Below are 16458 nucleotides of genomic sequence, written 5' to 3' on the forward strand. Positions count from 1 at the left end.
ATGGTGTTGTGGACCTCGGACTGCGTGATCGCACCTATATCGTCACCGGCGCGAGTGCCGGACTCGGCTTCGCCACGGCCAAGGCGCTCGCCGCCGAAGGCGCCCGGCTGGTGATCTCCAGCCGCAACGAGGAGTCGATCACGCGGGCCGCTGCGGAGCTGAACGCGCTGCCAGGGCTCGGCGGGAACGTCGTCGGGATTCCGGTCGACAACGCCGACCCGGACAGCGCGGAGCGACTGGCCGCGACCGCGATCGCCAAGTGGGGCGAACTGCACGGCGCCCTGATCAGCGTCGGCGGACCGAAGGCCGGGACCGCGCTGGACACCGACGAGGAGGACTGGCGGTCGGCGTTCGACAGCGTGTTCCTCGGCGGGCTGCGGATCGCTCGCGCGGTCGCGCGGGCCGGCGCCGAGGACACCTCGATCGCGTTCGTGCTCTCGTCGTCGGTGAAGTCCCCGATCGCCGGCCTGGCGATCTCGAACGGTCTGCGGCCCGGCCTCGCGATGGTGGCGAAGACACTCGCCGACGAGCTCGGACCGAACGGGATGCGGGTGAACGGCCTGATGCCGGGCCGGATCGCGACCGACCGCCTGAAGGAGCTCGATGCTCGCGGCGGCGACCCCGACGCGGCCCGGCGGGCCTCGGAGAAGACCATCCCGTTGCGCCGCTACGGGACCCCCGAAGAGTTCGGCCGGGTTGCGGCGTTCGTCCTCTCCCCCGCGGCGTCGTACCTGACCGGCGCCATCATCCCCATCGACGGTGGCGCCCTCCGTACTTTCTGAGGCTCAGCCCCACTGACCGGGGACGTAATCGCCGGCGGGCTGCTGGGTGATGACGTTGATGCGGTTCCAGGTGTTGATCCCGGCCACGGCCGCGATCAGGGCGCCCAGTTGCTCCTCGTCGTAGTGCTTGGCGGCGTTCAGCCACACGTCGTCGGGAACTCCGGCGGAGTCGGCGATCCGGGTGCCGGCTTCCGCAAGCGCGAGCGCGGCCCGTTCCGCCTCGGTGTAGACGGTGGCTTCGCGCCACGTCGCGACGAGGTTGATCCGGACGGAGGTCTCGCCGTGGTGCGCGAGATCCTTCGAGTGCATGTCGACGCAGTACGCGCAGCCGTTGATCTGGCTGACCCGTAGCTCGACCAGCTCGAGCGTGGCCAGCGGTACGCCGGCGTCCAGCGCGACCCGGGCTGCGGTGTTGAGGTGCTTGATGAACTTGCCGAGGACGGGGTTGGTGAACAGATCCAGACGAGCGTCCATAACAGGTATCTCTCCTTGCGAATGAGTACGTTGACACCCATCCGACGAGGCAGCCCCGCAAAGTGTCAGTCGGGCGCGATCCGGTTGCCCTGCTCGTCCCAGTGCTCGGCGACCTTCTTGCTCGGCTGGACCCGCGGCGGCTCGCCCGGCATCTTCGGGTAGTCCGGCGGGAAGTTCAGCTCGCCGCCGGGAAGCTCGTCCCAGAGCCGCAGCAACGGCTCCAGCGGGTATGCCGTGTCGTCCATGTCCGCCCACGGGTCGCCGTCGGCGAGGTACTCCGGAACCGTGTGCAGGTTGAACGCCCGCGGATCGTCGACCTCGGCGAGCCGCTCCCAGGTCATCGGCGTACTCACCGGCGCCCCCGGCCGCGGCCGGAGCGACCAGGCGCCCGCGACGGTGCGGTCGCGGAGGTTCTGGTTGAAGTCCAGGAAGATCGAGGCCTCGCCGCGTTCCTCCTTCCACCAGGCGGTGGTCACGCCGTCGTCGCGGCGTTCGAGCTCGCGGCCGAGGCCGATCGCGGCGTGCCGGACCTCGTCGAAGCTCCACTCCGGACGGATCCGGACGTAGATGTGGATGCCTCGGTTGCCGCTGGTCTTCGGATACCCCCGCAGGCCGAGCTCCTCGAGGAGTTCACGGGCGACGCCGGCCACCCGCCGCGCGTCGGCGAAGGTCGCGCCGGGCTGCGGATCGAGGTCGATACGCAGCTCGTCGGGGCGGTCGAGATCGCTCTTGCGGACAGCCCACGGGTGGAAGGTCAGCGTGCCCATCTGCGCCGCCCACACCGCGGCCGCAGGCTCGCTCAGGCACAGTTCGTCGATCGGGCGTGCGTTCGGAGTCAGCACGCGGCAGGTCTCGAGCCAGTCGGGCGCGCCCTTCGGGAGGCGCTTCGAGTAGAAGCCGTCCCCCGTCTGGCGGCCGGTCGCGTCCACCGACAGCGTCATACCTTCGCGCCACCCGCCGGGCCAGCGTTCCAATGCGACCGGGCGGTCGCCCGACGCCCGCATGAACGCGGGAGCCACCGCGGTGAAGTACTCGCAGACCTGCAGTTTGGTGACCTCCGGAGCCCAGTCGGTCGCCTCGTAGGCCACCCGATCGGGGCTGGACACCCGGACCTCCCGGTCCCCCACGGTGAGCATCACCGCTGTGCTCTTCGCCATGCGGTGACCGTATCGCTCCGGCGGGACAAATCCGCAGGATTTCCGTTGGGCGCACGGGAAAGGCAACTTTTCTCGAGCTCTGGCCACGGTAGGTGACCGGGCGGTAACGTTCCTGCACCTCGTTCCTGGGGCGTGAGGCCCCCGGGACACCTGACAAGGAGCGCGAGGATGAACAGATCCGCCCTGATCGCCGCTGCCACCGCAGTGGTGACCGCTACCGCCCTCGGACTGACCAGTGCCACCACAGCAACCGGTGCGCCAACGGCCTCCCCTGTCCCCACGCCCGCCGCGGCCGTCGCCAAGGCCAAGGAGGCGATCAGCAGCAACCTTCCCGCGTTGCGGGCCACGACGGCCGACGCGTTCGTGGTCAAGGACGTGATCGTCGACAAGGACGGCTCCAGCCACGTCCGGATGGACCGCACGATCGGGGGCCTCCCGGTCCTCGGCGGCGACGTGGTCGTGCACCAGACCAAGGACGGCGCCTTCAAGGGCGCCAGCCTGTCGCTGGGCAGGAGCGCGAACGTCGCCCGTACGCCGAAGGTCAGCAGCGCGACCGCGGCCACGAAGGCGCTCGCCAAGGGTCTGAAGGCCGACGGCAAGCCGAGTCTGGTGATCGAGGCCCGCAAGGGCGCGCCGCGGCTGGCCTACCTGGTCACGGCGGTCGGCACCCAGGCCGACGGTACGCCGAGCCGCATCACGACGACGGTGGACGCCCTGACCGGCGCGAAGCTGGTCAGCGAGCAGCACATCGAGACCGCGACCGGCGACGGCAAGAGCCTGTACAGCGGGACCGTGCCGCTCCAGACCTCGACCGCGACCGGCGGCTTCACGCTGACCGACGCGACCCGTGGCGGCGGCTACACCGCCGACGCGAACAACAAGACCGACTCGCTCCTGTGCCAGCTCTTCGGCTTCGGCTGCACGGCCCCGACCCGTTTCACCGACGCGGACAACCACTGGGGCACCGGCGTCAACACGGACCGCGCCTCGGCCGCCGTCGACGCCCACTACGGCGCCGCGACGACGTACGACTACTACAAGAACGTGCACGGCCGGAACGGGATCTTCGGCGACGGCAAGGGCGTCCCGAGCCGCGTGCACTACGGCTCCAACTACGTCAACGCGTTCTGGGACGGCAAGCAGATGACGTACGGCGACGGCGACAACGTCGTGGCGGGTCCGCTGGTCTCGATCGACGTGGCCGGCCACGAGATGTCCCACGGCGTCACCGAGCACACCGCGAACCTCACCTACTCGGGTGAGTCCGGCGGCCTGAACGAGGCGACCAGCGACATCTTCGGCACGCTCGTCGAGTTCTACTCGAACAACGCCTCCGACCCCGGTGACTACTACATCGGCGAGGAGATCATGAAGGACCGCCCGGCCCTGCGGTTCATGGACAAGCCGAGCAAGGACGGCAACTCCGCCGACTGCTGGTCCTCCGGTGTCGGCAACCTCGACGTGCACTACTCCTCCGGCGTCGCGAACCACTTCGCCTACCTGCTCGCCGAGGGCACCGGGGCCAAGACGATCGGCGGTCTGCCGCACAACGGGTCGACCTGCAACGGCACGACGCTGAACGGCATCGGCCACGACAAGCTCGGCAAGATCTGGTTCCGCGCGCTGTCGACGTACATGACCAGCGGTACGACGTACGCGCAGGCCCGGACCGCGACGCTCAACGCGGCCACCGACCTGTACGGCGCCAGCAGCCCCGAGCGGGCCGCCGTCGCCGCCACCTGGTCCGCTGTCAGCGTGAACTGACAACCTGAGAGTTCACCGGTCCTGTCCCACTGGGGCGGACAGGACCGGTGAACAAACGTTTTGACCATTGCCACCCGGTTTGTGCGCACCTACCGTCACACACATGGGTGGGGTGCCCGGGGATGGGCCGCGGCTACGTTCAGCGCGGCCGGTACTGCTGGTCGTCGACGCTGACCCGGAGCGTCTGGAGCGGTGCGAGACCGAGTTGGATCGCGGCTTCGGCGCGGACTTCCGGGTCCGCGGCGAGCTGACGGCGGCGGCCGCGCTGGACTGTCTACGGCGTGCGCACGAGTGGGAGCAGCGGGTCGCCGTGGTGATGGTCGACCATGCGCTGCCCGACGACGACCGGGCCGAGATTCTCGCGGCGTCGCGGACGTTGCACCCGGACGCTCGGCGGGCGCTGCTGATCGAGTGGGGTGCCTGGGCGGAGCGTACGACGGCGTCGGCGATCCTGACCGCGATGTCGGTCGGCGACATCAACTACTACGTGCTGAAACCGTGGATCGCGCACGACGAGCTGTTCCACCGCACGGTGGCCGAGTTCGTCCAGGAGTGGTCGCGGTACGAGGTCGCCAACCTCCGTGAGGTGGTCGTGATCGCGGCCGGTACGTCGGTGCGCGGCCAGGCCGTGCGCAGTCTGCTGGCCCGCAACGGGATCCCGAGCGCGTTCCGGGAGAGCGGTTCGGCGCTCGCGAACGACGTACTCGAGTTCATCGGGGAGCCGGATCCCGGCGACGGGGTGCTGGTGTGGATGCCGGCGGTGGGCGGTGCGGTCCTGCACGATCCGACCGACGCGGAGATCGCCGAGGCGTGGGGCGTCCCGACCTCGCTGGCCCCTGACGCGGACCGGTCGTTCGACCTGCTGGTCGTCGGGGCCGGACCGGGCGGGCTGGCGGCGGCCGTGTACGGGTCGTCCGAGGGATTGCGGACGCTCGTCGTGGAACGTGAGTCGATCGGTGGGCAGGCCGGGACGAGTTCGCTGATCCGCAACTATCTCGGGTTCTCGCGCGGCATTCGCGGGTCGGAGCTGGCGCAGCGCGGCTACCAGCAGGCGTGGGTGTTCGGGGCGCACTTCGTGCTGATGCGGACGGTGGAGCGGCTGGAGAAACGGGGCGATCGGTTCGTCGCCACCATCGGCGCAGTGGGTGAGGTCACGGCGCGAGCCGTCGTGCTGGCGAGCGGCGTGTCCTACCGGCGGCTCGACGTACCGTCGCTGGAGAAGCTCGTGGGGGCCGGGGTGTACTACGGCGCGAGCGTCTCGGAGGCGCATGGGTTGCAGGATCGGGACGCCTGCGTGGTCGGTGGCGGGAACTCGGCCGGGCAGGCGGTCCTGCACCTGGCGCGGTACTGCCGCCGGGTGCTGCTGGTGATCCGTGGCGAGGACCTGGCGGCGAGCATGTCGCAGTACCTGATCGACGCGATCGATGCCGCCGACAACGTCGTCGTACGGGCGTCGAGCGAGGTGACCGGCGGCGGGGGCGACGGCCGGTTGCAGGAAGTGGTATTGCGGGATCGGCGGACCGGTGACGAGGAGACGGTTCCGATCGACGGGCTGTTCGTGATGATCGGAGCGGTTCCCGGTACGGAGTGGCTGCCGTCCGAGGTGGGGCGGGACGCGCGTGGGTTCGTGCTGACCGGATCGGATGCCGCGGCGGATCCCTTGTGGCCGGAGGATCGGCCGCCGCAGCCGTACGAGACGACCGTGCCGGGGCTGTTCGCGGTCGGAGATGTGCGGTGCGAGTCGGTGAAGCGGGTGGCTTCGGCGGTCGGCGAGGGTTCAGTGGTGGTCTCGCAGATCCACACGCACCTCAAGGTCCGGTCGGATGCCTGAGCGGAAGTTCGTCTACACGCCGGCGATGGTCGGGCTGACCGCGCTGGTGCTGGTGTTGCCGCTCGTGGGACTCGCGCTGGTGTTGCAGCAGCCACGGCTCGACGTGCATTGGGAGCATCATCCCGCGCACTTCTGGCTGGTCTTGCTGACTGCCGCCCTGAGCGCCGTACTCGCCTACACGACGGGCGCCGCTGCACTGCGGCGAGGTGACGCGCGGGTGCTGTTCGTGTCGCTGGCATTCCTGTCTGCGGCAGGCTTTCTGGGGCTGCACGCGCTGGCGACGCCGAAGGTGCTGCTGGACACGCCGAATGTCGGTTTCACGCTCGCGACGCCGGTGGGTGTCGCGCTGGCGTCGGTGTTCGCGTTCCTGTCGAGCCTGACCGTCTCCGGAGTCGCGTGGGGGCGACGGCTGCGGATCGGTTTGCTCGTGCTGATGGCCTTGTGGGCGGCAGCTTCGGTACTGCGGTTGTGGCCGCTGCACGCGACGTCCGTCCCGGAAGTTGCCGACGGCATCCTCACGGCGCTCGCCGTACCCACGGTTCTGCTGTACGGCGTTGCCGCCGCGAGGTACCTGCGGACGTGGTGGGCGCGGCCGTCGCTGATGCTGCTGTCGATGATCGCCGCGTTCGTACTGCTCGGCGAGGCGATGGTCGCACTGGTGTTCGCCCGGAACTGGGCGTTGTCGTGGTGGGAGTGGCATGTGCTGATGCTCGGCGCGTTCGTGCTGGTCGTCGCCGGGGTCCGGATCCAGTGGTACGAGGAGCGGTTCGCGGACCTGTACCAGGAGGACACGGTGTCGGGACGGCGCGAACTGAGCGTGCTGTTCGCGGACCTGCAGGGGTTCACGTCGTTCTCGGAGCAGCACGATCCGTCCGAGGTCACGGCGATGCTCAACACGTACTTCCAGGTCGTCGTACCGGAGGTCGTCCAACGGCACGGCGGCGTCGTGGACCGGATCATCGGCGACGCGTTGATGGTCACGTTCAACAAGCGCGGCGACCAGCCGGACCACGCGCAACGAGCAGCCGAGGCCGGACTGGCGTTGCAGGAGGCGGCGGCCGCCGTACTGAAAGCGCATCCGAGCTGGCCGCGGTTCCGGGTCGGGATCAACAGCGGGATCGCGTCCGTGACGCTGCTCGGGACGGAGGGCGGGAGAACGCATACCGTCATCGGGGACACCGTGAACGTCGCGTCGCGGATCGAGGGGAAGGCTCCGGGCGGGGCGGTCGCAATCGGCCCGGCGACGAAGGCGTTGCTGCCGGACGCCCGCACCGAGTCCCTCGGGCTGATCACTCTGAAGGGAAAGGCCGAACCGGTCGAGGTCTACCAGCTGCTGGCATTGCGCGGCGAATGATCACCCCTGCCTTCGGCCCGTGTTCACGTGTTGGACCTTGGAAGGACCGCATACCGGTGTGAGAATCCGGGAATGTCTGCCCTGTACCGATCACGGCGCCGCCTGGGCGCTCTCGTGGTCACTTCGAGTCTCGTCTTAGCCGGCGCTGCTGCACTCGTCGCCCGGCCTGCCGACGCTGCATCCACTGACGTGGTCATCACCGAGGTGTACGGCGGTGGCGGCAACAGCGGCGCGCCGTACACGAACGATTTCGTGGAGCTGACCAACAACAGCTCGGCCCCGATCGACGTGAGCGGCTGGTCGATCCAGTACGCCTCGTCGGCCGGCTCGACGTGGCAGGTCACGAAGCTGACCGGCAGCATCGCGCCCGGTGCCGCGTACCTCGTCCAGGAGGGCGGCGGCGCCAACGGCGCGCCGATGCCGACGCCGAACGTGACCGGGACGATCCCGATGTCCGCGACCGCCGGCAAGGTCGCCCTGGTCACCAACCAGACCGCGCTCGCCTGCGGCGCCACCTGCCACGCGGATGCGGGCGTCAAGGACTACGTCGGCTACGGCACCGCGGGCGACTCCGAGACCGCGCCCGCGCCGGGCCTGTCGAACACCACCTCGGCCGCGCGGACCGACCCGAAGCAGGATACCGACAACAACAGCGCCGACTTCGTCGCGGGCAACCCGTCGCCGGGCACGCTGACCGGCGGTCCGGCCGAGCCGCCGTTGGACGCGAAGATCCACGACATCCAGGGCGCTGCGCACCGTTCGCCGTTGGACGGCAAGAAGGTCGCGAACGTCACCGGTGTGGTGACGGTGAAGGGCAGCAACGGGTTCTGGTTCCAGGACCCGCAGCCGGACGCCGACCCGGCCACCAGCGAGGGCCTGTTCGTGTTCACCAGCACCGCGCCGACGGTCTCCGTGGGCGACGCCGTGACGGTCGAGGGCTCGGTCGCCGAGTTCCGCCCGGGCGGCTCCGGCGGTACGACGAACCTGACGACCACCGAGCTGACCAACGCGAAGATCACTGTCACCGGGACCGCCGCCGTACCGGCGCCGACGATCGTCGGACCGGGCGGCCGGGTGCCGCCGTCGACCATCATCGACAACGACTCGTCCGGTGACGTCGAGACCACCAGCACGGCGTTCGACCCGGCGCAGGACGGCCTCGACTTCTGGGAGTCGCTGGAGGGCATGTGGCTGGGCATCGACCAGCCGGAGGTCACCGGCCCGACGAGTTCGTTCCGCGAGCTGTCCGTCGTACCGGCCGGTGCGGGCGTACGGACGGTGCGCGGCGGGATCCTGCTGCAGAAGACCGACAGCAACCCGGAGCGGGTGCTGCTGGACGACGTACTGACTACGATCCCGGACGCGAAGACCGGCGACAAACTGGCCGGGGTGGTGACGGGTGTCCTCGACTACTCGTTCGGCAACTTCAAGCTGCTGCCGACCACGACGCCGACCGTGATCGACGGCGGGGTCAAGCGCGAGACGACCAAGGCCTCGTCGCCGGTGCAGCTGTCGGTGGCGACGTTCAACGTGGAGAACCTGGACCCGTCCGACGGCGAGGCCAAGTTCAAGGGGCTGGCCCAGGCGATCGTGCACAACCTCGCGTCGCCGGACATCCTCGGTCTCGAGGAGGTCCAGGACGACGACGGCGCGGTCAACTCCGGCGACACGTCCGCGGACAAGACGCTCGGTCTGCTGACGGCGGCGATCGTGGAGGCGGGCGGACCGCAGTACGCCGCGAAGCAGATCGACCCCGTGAACAACCAGGAGGGCGGTGAGCCGGGCGGCAACATCCGGGTCGCGTTCCTGTACCGGACGGACAAGGCAGTGAAGTTCGTCGACACTCCCGGCGGGACCTCGACGACGCCGACCACGATCGTCACGGACCGCCGCGGCATGCCGCACCTGAGCGCCTCGCCGGGCCGGATCGACCCGGCGAACCCGGCCTGGGCCGCCACCCGGGTGCCGCTCGCGGGCGAGTTCAAGTGGCACGGGCAGACCGTGTTCGTGGTCGTGAACCACTTCAGCTCGAAGGGCGGCGACAACCCGCTGTGGGGCCGCTTCCAACCGCCGGTGCAGGTGACCGCGGCGAAGCGGCACCAGCAGGCCGCCTCGGTGCGCGGGTTCGTGGACCAGATCCTGGCCAAGGACAAGGGCGCGAACGTCGTCGTCCTCGGTGACCTGAACGACTTCGACTGGTCGGAGACCGCGGACATCCTGGTCGGCTCGGGCAAGACCGCATTGATCGACCTGCCGCGGACGCTGCCGCTGCCGGAGCGGTACAGCTACGTGTTCGAGGGCAACAGCCAGATCCTGGACCAGATCCTGATCTCGCAGAACCTGCGGCCGGCGTCGGCGTACGACGTCGTGCACATGAACGCGGAGTTCCCGGACCAGATCTCCGACCACGACCCGCAGGTGGTGAAACTGATCCCGCTACCGTCCTGGGTGCGGTAACCGGAGTCTTACGTACGGCGGCCGGGCGGGGTTTTCCTTGCCCGGTCGCCGATACTTGACTCGTGACAGATGACACCAAGCAGTACGCCGTACAGAAATCCGACGCGGAGTGGAAGGCCGAGCTCTCCCCCGCCGAGTTCCACGTGCTGCGCCAGGCCGGCACCGAGCGGCCGTTCGTCGGTGAGTACACCGACACCAAGACGGTCGGCGTGTACAAGTGCCGGGCCTGTGACGCGGAGCTGTTCCGGAGCGAGACCAAGTTCGACTCGCACTGCGGCTGGCCGTCGTTCTTCGCGCCGCTCGCCGAGGACCGGGTGGAGTACATCGAGGACCACGACCTCGGCATGAAGCGCGTCGAGGTCCGCTGCGCCAACTGCGGCTCCCACCTCGGCCACGTCTTCGAAGGCGAGGGCTACGGCACCCCCACCGACCTCCGCTACTGCATCAACAGCATCAGCCTCACCCTCACCCCGGCCGACCCCGCCTGACCAGCGAGTTGCCCGGTCGGGTTCTAGACTGGGTCGGCTGGTGGATCCTGGGGAAGGAAATTGGTGGCTGACGACGTCCGTAGTCCGCGGGTTCTCGATGTGCTGGCGGCGGAGGAGCCATGGGAGGTGCCGGGCGAGTGGCTGACGCGTGTCCGGGTGCAGCTCAAGGCGTGGGCCGACGATCCCGAGGCGCTGCGGCCGTTGCGCCCCGAGGCGTTCCCGGACTTCGTGAAGGGCACGCCCGCCGCGGTCTGGTACACCCATCAGGTCGCTCCGCTGCTGACCGGCTGGATCCCGGTCCTGCACGGTGAGTACGCCGACCTGTCCACCGAGCTGACCCACGAGTTCTACCGGCCGTCCTCTCGCCTCGGCGGCAGCGGCCACGTGATCTACTCGGCGCCGACCGACTGGCACCTGCAGGCGATCGCCGGCGCCCGTGGTTTCCGCGAGAACGGGCGCAGGCACGCCCTGCAGCTGTCCCGCAACGTCGCGGCGCTGTTCGTCGATGCTCCCCCGATGGCAGCCCGCGCCACGGCACTCACCGCCGCGTTCGACCGCGTCCTGGCCAACCGTGAGATCACCGAACTGCACGTCACCGGCGAGTACGACGACATCGCGAAGTACTGGCGTACCGAGGCGCTCACGGACCCCGAGCGCGCCGTACTCCCCGAGCTCGCCGGCCCCACGGCCGCGCTGCGCTACTCGCTGAACGCGGTCCGGGACACGCACGCCCGGATGCTGATGCTGAGCCCGGACGAGTACGCCGGCGACTTCGCGCAGGTGCTGGCGGAGCTGATCCTGGCCACCGGGCTGCGCGGTATCCCGCAGTCCGTCGCGAGCATCCTCGGCGACTCCGCGATCGACGTACACAAGGCGCTCCAGGAGATCGACCCGACCTTCTCGCTGCAGACCTGGCACGGCCACGTCAACCAGTGGATGTCCCGCGCGATCCGCAACGGCCAGGCGCCGCTCGCCCGGTCCTGGGGCGCCGCCGCCGCGCGGGTCGGCGTACACCTGTCCGGGGTACTCAATCGCGCGCCGTGGCCGGAGCCGGAGGTCCCGGACCTGACCACGCTGTTCCGGATGCTCGACCGGGAGCGCTGGAGCGCCCTCGAGAACAAGGCCGCGGCGAACCAGGAGGCCTCGCTCTCGGCCGCCTGGATGAACGTCAAGCAGGATGAAGACGAGAACGCCGCCGCAGCAGCGGAAGGCGGCACGCTCGACGATCCGCTGCCGAAGCCGCTCGACTTCAGCGACAACCCGCTCGCCGAGCTCGACTCGCTGATCGGCCTGGAGTCGGTGAAGGACGCGGTCCGCCGGATGGTCGCCGAGGTGAAGACGAACCTCCGCCGCACCGAGCTCGGGCTGCCGAGTCACGAGCGCGCGCGGCACATGGTGTTCGTCGGCAAGCCCGGTACGGCGAAGACCACGATCGCCCGTCTGCTCAGCCGGATCTACCACCAGCTCGGCGTCCTGGAGAAGGGTCACGTGGTCGAGGTCGACCGCTCCGACCTGGTCGGCGCCGGCGTCGGTTCGACCGCGCCGATGACCGCGGCCAAGTTCCGCGAGGCGCTCGGCGGTGTGCTGTTCATCGACGAGGCGTACAGCCTGACGCCTGAGAACACGCCGGGCGACTACGGCCTGGAAGCGGTCGCGACGGTCCTGAAGCTGATGGAGGACCACCGCAACGACTGCATCGTGATCGTCGCCGGGTACCACCGCGAGATGCAGCGGTTCATGGAGTCGAACACCGGTCTGCAGTCCCGGTTCCCGAAGCTGCTGTCGTTCAGCGAGTACGACACCGACCAGCTGGTCGCGATCTTCGAGTTGCAGGCCCGGCAGAAGGGCATGATCTACGGCGAGGAAGTCCTGGACAAGGTCCGCGCCGTCATCCCGCCCGCGCCGCGTGGCCACAGCTTCGGTAACGGCCGTTTCATCCGGAACGTGCTCGAGGAGGCCGTCTCCAACCAGGCCACCCGGCTGTCGGCCAGCGACCCGGACAAGCTCACCGAGCGGGACCTGCGCGAGCTGATCCCGTCCGACGTCCGGCCGCCGACGTCGATGCGCGCCGAGGACTACCTGCTGCAGAAGCCGGGAACCTAAACCGGGGTCGCGAGCGCTACCGGGTTGCCCTCGGGATCGGCGAGGTACGCCTGGCGTTCGCCCCACGGCATCGTGGCCGGCTCCTGCAGGATCGGGTGGCCGGCCGCGCGGAAGCGTTCCACCTCCGCGTCGACGTCGTCGACGTACACGAACAGCTCGAAGCGCGGCGCCGTACCGACCGTGATGCCGAGCTGGGCCTCGGGCCAGTTGGCGTCGGACAGGCCGAGGGACGACTCGCCGCGCTCCAGGCCGACGTAGTGCGGGTCGCCCTCCAGCGGGAACTGGTACGTCGGTTCGTAGCCGAGGAGCGTGTAGAACTCGACGGATCGGCGGACGTCGGCGACGTACAGCACCGGGAAGGCCTTGCGATGCATCACACCAGGTTAGCGATCAGTTCGCTGATTTCTGCGCGTTTGCCGGTGTAGAACGGGATCTCCTCGCGGACGTGCCGGCGAGCCGTCGACGCGCGCAGGTCGCGCATCAGGTCGACCATCCGGTGCAGCTCGTCGGCCTCGAACGCGAGGATCCACTCGTAGTCGCCGAGCGCGAACGACGCCACGGTGTTCGCCCGCACGTCCGGGTAGGTGCGCGCCATCTTGCCGTGCTCGGCGAGCATGAACCGGCGCTCCTCGTCCGGCAGCAGGTACCACTCGTAGGACCGGACGAACGGGTACACGCAGATGTACGGCCGCGGCTCCTCGTCGGCCAGGAACGCCGGGATGTGGCTCTTGTTGAACTCGGCCGGCCGGTGCAGCGCGAACTGCGACCAGACCGGCACCAGGTGCCGCCCGAGCCGCGAACGGCGCAACTGGTGGTAGGCCTTCTGCAGTGCGTCCGACGTCGGCGCGTGCCACCAGATCATGAAGTCGGCGTCCGCCCGGAAGCCTTCGACGTCGTAGAACCCGCGGATCACCACGTCGTCGGCGGCGAGCTTCCCGACCAGGTCGTTGAGCTCGGCGGTCAGTTCGTCCCGGTCGACGTCGCCGAGCGGCGTCTCGACCTTGAACACCGACCAGAGGGTGTAGCGGATGACGTCGTTGAGCTCACGGGCTTTCGGCTTACCAGTCACGACTTCATTGTCTCCAATGCGTTCAGGTGTTCCCGCACCCGGGTGGCCGCCTTGCCACCCGAGGCCACACACGCGGCGATCCCGACACCCCGGTACGCCGCCCCGCAGACCGCCAGCCCGGGTACGCCGGCCACCGCGGCCTCCACCCGGGCGACGCGATCCAGGTGCCCGACGGCGTACTGCGGAAGACCGCCGCCCCACCGCGTCACCAACGAACCAACTGGAGGCGCCTGGAGCCCGATTGCTTGCTTCAGGTCGGCCATCGCAAGCTGTACGAGCTCTTCGTCGGACCGCTGCAGCACGTACTCCTCGCCGAGCCGCCCGACCGAGGCACGCAGTACCGCGAGCTCTCCCCCGGCCTCCCCGGACCACGCCCACTTGGCGTGCGAGTACGTCGACGCCTTGATCGTCCGGCCCTCCACGGACGGCACCAGGAACCCGGACCCGGCGGCCTCCGACGGCCAGTCCCGCTTCCGGACGGCGAGCGTGACGATCGCCATGCTCGCGTACTCCACCGCCGCCAGCTCGGCCGATGCCGCGGGCGCCAGCTCTTTGAGCATCCGCCCGGCCGGAGCGGCCGGTACGGCGACCACGACCGCATCCGCCGAGAGGTACGTCGGCGCGGGCACCGGTCCCGCCTCCAGCTCGAACCCGTCGGCGGTCCGCGAGATCCGGCGTACGGCGAGCTTGGTGCGGATCTCGACGCCGCGGGCGGCCAGGTCCTGCTCGAGGGCGCCGATCAGGCGGTTGATGCCGCCGACGATGCCGGCGAACACCTGCTGGCCGGCGCGCTTCTGACCCAGCTCGCGCAGCTCGGCCGTGGCGGCGAGCAGGCTCGGCGCGGTCCGCAGCTTCGCGTACAGGTCGGGCACGGCGGCGGCGAGCGAGATCTCCTCGGCCTTCCCGGCGTACACCCCGCCGAGCAGCGGGTCGATCAGCTTGTCGGTCACCGCGGACCCCATGCGCTCGGCGACGAACCGCCCGATCGCCACGTCCTCCGTCAGCGCGGGCGCGGGCAGCTCGGCCTCGTGCGCGACCTGCTCGGCGGCCGCGTTCCCGAGGACGTCGGCGGTCGCGGCCGGATCGACCGGGACGCCCATCACAGTCGGCGGGATCGCGCGGATCCGGTCGCCGACCCACAGCCCGGCCGAGGTCGTTGCCGGATGCACCAGGTCGTCCCCGAGCCCGACGGCCCGGATCAGCTCGACCGCCTCCGGGCGCCGTGCCAGCACCGACTCGGCGCCCAGGTCGACCGGCACGCCCTCGATCGCGTCCCCGGCCAGCTTCCCGCCGAGCCGCGGCGACCCTTCGAGGACCGTGATCCGCGGCGGATTCGGCCCGGTCGCGAGCGCATACGCCGCCGCCAGTCCACTGATCCCGCCACCGACCACAACGACCCGGTTCACACGTTCTCCAAGGTCAACTCGTACTTCGTGCCCGGCCCGAGGTCGGTGCTGCTGCTGCCCACTGGCCGGAACCCGGTGCGCGTCAGCACCGCCTGCGAGGCGCCGTTGTGGTTCGAGGCCCCGGCCGAGAGCGCGGTCAGCCCGTAGGTCGGCGCAAGCTCGATCAGCGCTCGCACCGCAGCCGTCGCGAGGCCCTTCCCGGCCCACTTCTCGGCGATCCGGTAGCCGAGCTCGGCCGACCCGTTCTCGAGATCCATCAGGTTCACCCGGCCGACCACTGCTCCGGAGCCGTCGACCAGCACGTGGAAACGGCAGACGCCGGCCTCCTGCTCGGCGAGCAGCGCGGCGTACCGAGTCGCGTAGTCCGTGAAGAACTCGTCGCCGCGGTCCCACACCCACGAGGCGAAGTACTCCCGGTTCTCCCGCTCGAAGGCGAGGACTGCGTCCGCGTGATCCGGTCGCAGCGGCTCCAGGGTGACGTCGTGGTCAGGCAGGTACATGGGCCGACTTCGCCTGGACGTACTGCGTGATCCGCTGCAACACCTCGGGATCGGCGTTCGGCGGGACGCCGTGGCCGAGGTTGAAGATATGACCGGGCGCCGCCTTGCCCTCGGCGAGGATCCGGTCGATCTCCGGCTCGATCGTCTCCCACCCGGTGAACAGCAGGGCCGGGTCGAGGTTGCCCTGCACCGGCTTCGGGACGCCCCCGGCGGCAGTAACCCGACGTACCGCCTCGTCGAGCGGGACGCGCCAGTCGACGCCGACGACATCGGCCCCGGCCTCGCTCATCAGACCGAGCAGTTCACCGGTGTTCACGCCGAAGTGCACCCGCGGTACGCCGTACTCCTTGAGCGCCTCGAACACCTTCGCGGAGTGCGGCTGCACGAACCGCTCGTAGTCCCGCGGCGACAACCCGCCGGCCCACGAGTCGAACAACTGGATCGCGGACGCGCCGGCCTCGACCTGCACCGCGAGGTACGCGATCGCGACATCGGCCAGCCGGTCGGCGAGCGAGTGCCACAGCGACGGGTCGCCGTGCATCATCGCCTTGGTCTTGGCGAAGTCCTTGCTGGGCCCGCCCTCGACCAGGTACGACGCGACCGTGAACGGGGCGCCGGCGAACCCGATCAACGGCGTACCGCCGAGCTCGGAGACGAGCTGCTGGATGGCTTCGGTGGTGAAGGGCACGTCGGCCGCGGTGACCGGGCGGACCGCCGCGACCCCGGCGGCGTCCCGGATCGGGTCCGCCGCCACCGGGCCGATGCCGGGCTTGATCTCGATGTCGTAACCGGCGAACTGGAGCGGGGCGACGATGTCGGAGAAGAAGATCGCCGCGTCGACGCCGTAACGGCGGACCGGTTGCAGCGTTATCTCGACGACGAGGTCGGGACGCATACAGGACTCGAGCATCGTGATGCCCTCGCGCACCTTGCGGTACTCGGGCAACGCGCGCCCCGCCTGACGCATGAACCACACCGGAGTATGCGGCACCTGCTCACCCCGGGCGGCGAGCAGGTACGGCGAACGGTCCAGCGGAGCGGGCGTCAGAGGCACACACAGATGATCCCACGCG

The 16458-nt window shown here is 69.8% G+C and carries 14 protein-coding genes; 7 read left to right on the forward strand and 7 right to left on the reverse strand.

Annotation, left to right across the window (positions count from 1 at the left end):
* The first annotated feature begins 8 nt into the window (after window positions 1-8).
* A complete protein-coding gene (locus ACLJOO_RS13135) occupies window positions 9-782 on the forward strand; it encodes an SDR family oxidoreductase (RefSeq protein ID WP_410787250.1) in 774 nt (257 codons plus the stop codon).
* Window positions 783-785: 3 nt separating this feature from the next.
* On the opposite strand, the gene ACLJOO_RS13140 is transcribed toward ACLJOO_RS13135, so the two are convergent.
* Both ACLJOO_RS13140 and ACLJOO_RS13145 read right to left on the reverse strand, forming a co-directional pair.
* A complete protein-coding gene (locus ACLJOO_RS13140) occupies window positions 786-1256 on the reverse strand; it encodes a carboxymuconolactone decarboxylase family protein (RefSeq protein WP_410787251.1) in 471 nt (156 codons plus the stop codon).
* 65 nt (window positions 1257-1321) lie between these two features.
* Entirely contained in the window at window positions 1322-2413 is a 1092-nt protein-coding gene (locus ACLJOO_RS13145; protein ID WP_410787252.1) for a DNA polymerase domain-containing protein, read from the reverse strand.
* 168 nt (window positions 2414-2581) lie between these two features.
* Here ACLJOO_RS13145 and ACLJOO_RS13150 point away from each other — a divergent pair, with 168 nt between their 5' ends.
* From ACLJOO_RS13150 to ACLJOO_RS13175, 6 genes are all read left to right on the forward strand, one after another.
* Window positions 2582-4177 (forward strand): M4 family metallopeptidase, encoded by a 1596-nt coding sequence (locus ACLJOO_RS13150; protein ID WP_410787254.1) that lies wholly within the window; start codon window positions 2582-2584, stop codon window positions 4175-4177.
* Between the two features lie 103 nt (window positions 4178-4280).
* Entirely contained in the window at window positions 4281-6008 is a 1728-nt protein-coding gene (locus tag ACLJOO_RS13155; protein WP_410787255.1) for an FAD-dependent oxidoreductase, read from the forward strand.
* The gene (locus tag ACLJOO_RS13160; RefSeq protein WP_410787256.1) at window positions 6001-7362 is read left to right on the forward strand and encodes an adenylate/guanylate cyclase domain-containing protein; all 1362 of its coding nucleotides are present in this window, start codon (window positions 6001-6003) and stop codon (window positions 7360-7362) included. Before ACLJOO_RS13155 ends, ACLJOO_RS13160 begins: the two co-directional genes overlap by 8 nt.
* 72 nt (window positions 7363-7434) lie before the next feature.
* Window positions 7435-9819: a lamin tail domain-containing protein gene (locus ACLJOO_RS13165; protein WP_410787257.1), complete on the forward strand. Its 2385-nt coding sequence runs from the start codon at window positions 7435-7437 to the stop codon at window positions 9817-9819.
* Window positions 9820-9881: 62 nt separating this feature from the next.
* Entirely contained in the window at window positions 9882-10307 is a 426-nt protein-coding gene (gene msrB, locus ACLJOO_RS13170; RefSeq protein WP_410787258.1) for a peptide-methionine (R)-S-oxide reductase MsrB, read from the forward strand.
* A gap of 63 nt (window positions 10308-10370) precedes the next feature.
* Window positions 10371-12410, forward strand: coding sequence for an AAA family ATPase (locus ACLJOO_RS13175; RefSeq protein WP_410787260.1), 2040 nt, complete (start codon window positions 10371-10373; stop codon window positions 12408-12410).
* Here ACLJOO_RS13175 and ACLJOO_RS13180 read toward each other — a convergent pair.
* Genes ACLJOO_RS13180 through hemE form a run of 5 tightly spaced genes read right to left on the reverse strand, consistent with a single transcriptional unit; the run spans window position 12407 to window position 16433 of the window.
* Window positions 12407-12784 (reverse strand): VOC family protein, encoded by a 378-nt coding sequence (locus tag ACLJOO_RS13180; RefSeq protein WP_410787261.1) that lies wholly within the window; start codon window positions 12782-12784, stop codon window positions 12407-12409. The two genes, ACLJOO_RS13175 and ACLJOO_RS13180, sit on opposite strands and share 4 nt — an antisense overlap.
* Entirely contained in the window at window positions 12784-13479 is a 696-nt protein-coding gene (hemQ, locus tag ACLJOO_RS13185) for a hydrogen peroxide-dependent heme synthase (RefSeq protein ID WP_410787262.1), read from the reverse strand. The genes ACLJOO_RS13180 and hemQ overlap by 1 nt, the downstream gene beginning before the upstream one ends.
* Window positions 13476-14885, reverse strand: a complete 1410-nt coding sequence (gene hemG, locus ACLJOO_RS13190) for a protoporphyrinogen oxidase (RefSeq protein WP_410787263.1) — start codon at window positions 14883-14885, stop codon at window positions 13476-13478. Before hemG ends, hemQ begins: the two co-directional genes overlap by 4 nt.
* On the reverse strand, window positions 14882-15385 hold the full coding sequence (locus tag ACLJOO_RS13195; RefSeq protein WP_410787265.1) for a GNAT family N-acetyltransferase: 504 nt from the start codon (window positions 15383-15385) through the stop codon (window positions 14882-14884). The genes hemG and ACLJOO_RS13195 overlap by 4 nt, the downstream gene beginning before the upstream one ends.
* Entirely contained in the window at window positions 15372-16433 is a 1062-nt protein-coding gene (gene hemE, locus ACLJOO_RS13200; protein ID WP_410788666.1) for a uroporphyrinogen decarboxylase, read from the reverse strand. The genes ACLJOO_RS13195 and hemE overlap by 14 nt, the downstream gene beginning before the upstream one ends.
* Window positions 16434-16458: the final 25 nt, after the last annotated feature.

Source organism: Kribbella sp. C-35 (genome assembly GCF_046549195.1).
In the GTDB taxonomy this organism is placed as follows: domain Bacteria; phylum Actinomycetota; class Actinomycetes; order Propionibacteriales; family Kribbellaceae; genus Kribbella.

Coding starts and splice junctions, on each gene's coding strand:
- ACLJOO_RS13140 (WP_410787251.1), bottom strand. CDS start 1,256: ATGGACGCTCGTCTGGATCTGTTCACCAACCCCGTCCTCGGCAAGTTC.
- ACLJOO_RS13145 (WP_410787252.1), bottom strand. CDS start 2,413: ATGGCGAAGAGCACAGCGGTGATGCTCACCGTGGGGGACCGGGAGGTC.
- ACLJOO_RS13150 (WP_410787254.1), top strand. CDS start 2,582: ATGAACAGATCCGCCCTGATCGCCGCTGCCACCGCAGTGGTGACCGCT.
- ACLJOO_RS13155 (WP_410787255.1), top strand. CDS start 4,281: ATGGGTGGGGTGCCCGGGGATGGGCCGCGGCTACGTTCAGCGCGGCCG.
- ACLJOO_RS13160 (WP_410787256.1), top strand. CDS start 6,001: ATGCCTGAGCGGAAGTTCGTCTACACGCCGGCGATGGTCGGGCTGACC.
- ACLJOO_RS13165 (WP_410787257.1), top strand. CDS start 7,435: ATGTCTGCCCTGTACCGATCACGGCGCCGCCTGGGCGCTCTCGTGGTC.
- ACLJOO_RS13180 (WP_410787261.1), bottom strand. CDS start 12,784: ATGCATCGCAAGGCCTTCCCGGTGCTGTACGTCGCCGACGTCCGCCGA.
- ACLJOO_RS13195 (WP_410787265.1), bottom strand. CDS start 15,385: ATGTACCTGCCTGACCACGACGTCACCCTGGAGCCGCTGCGACCGGAT.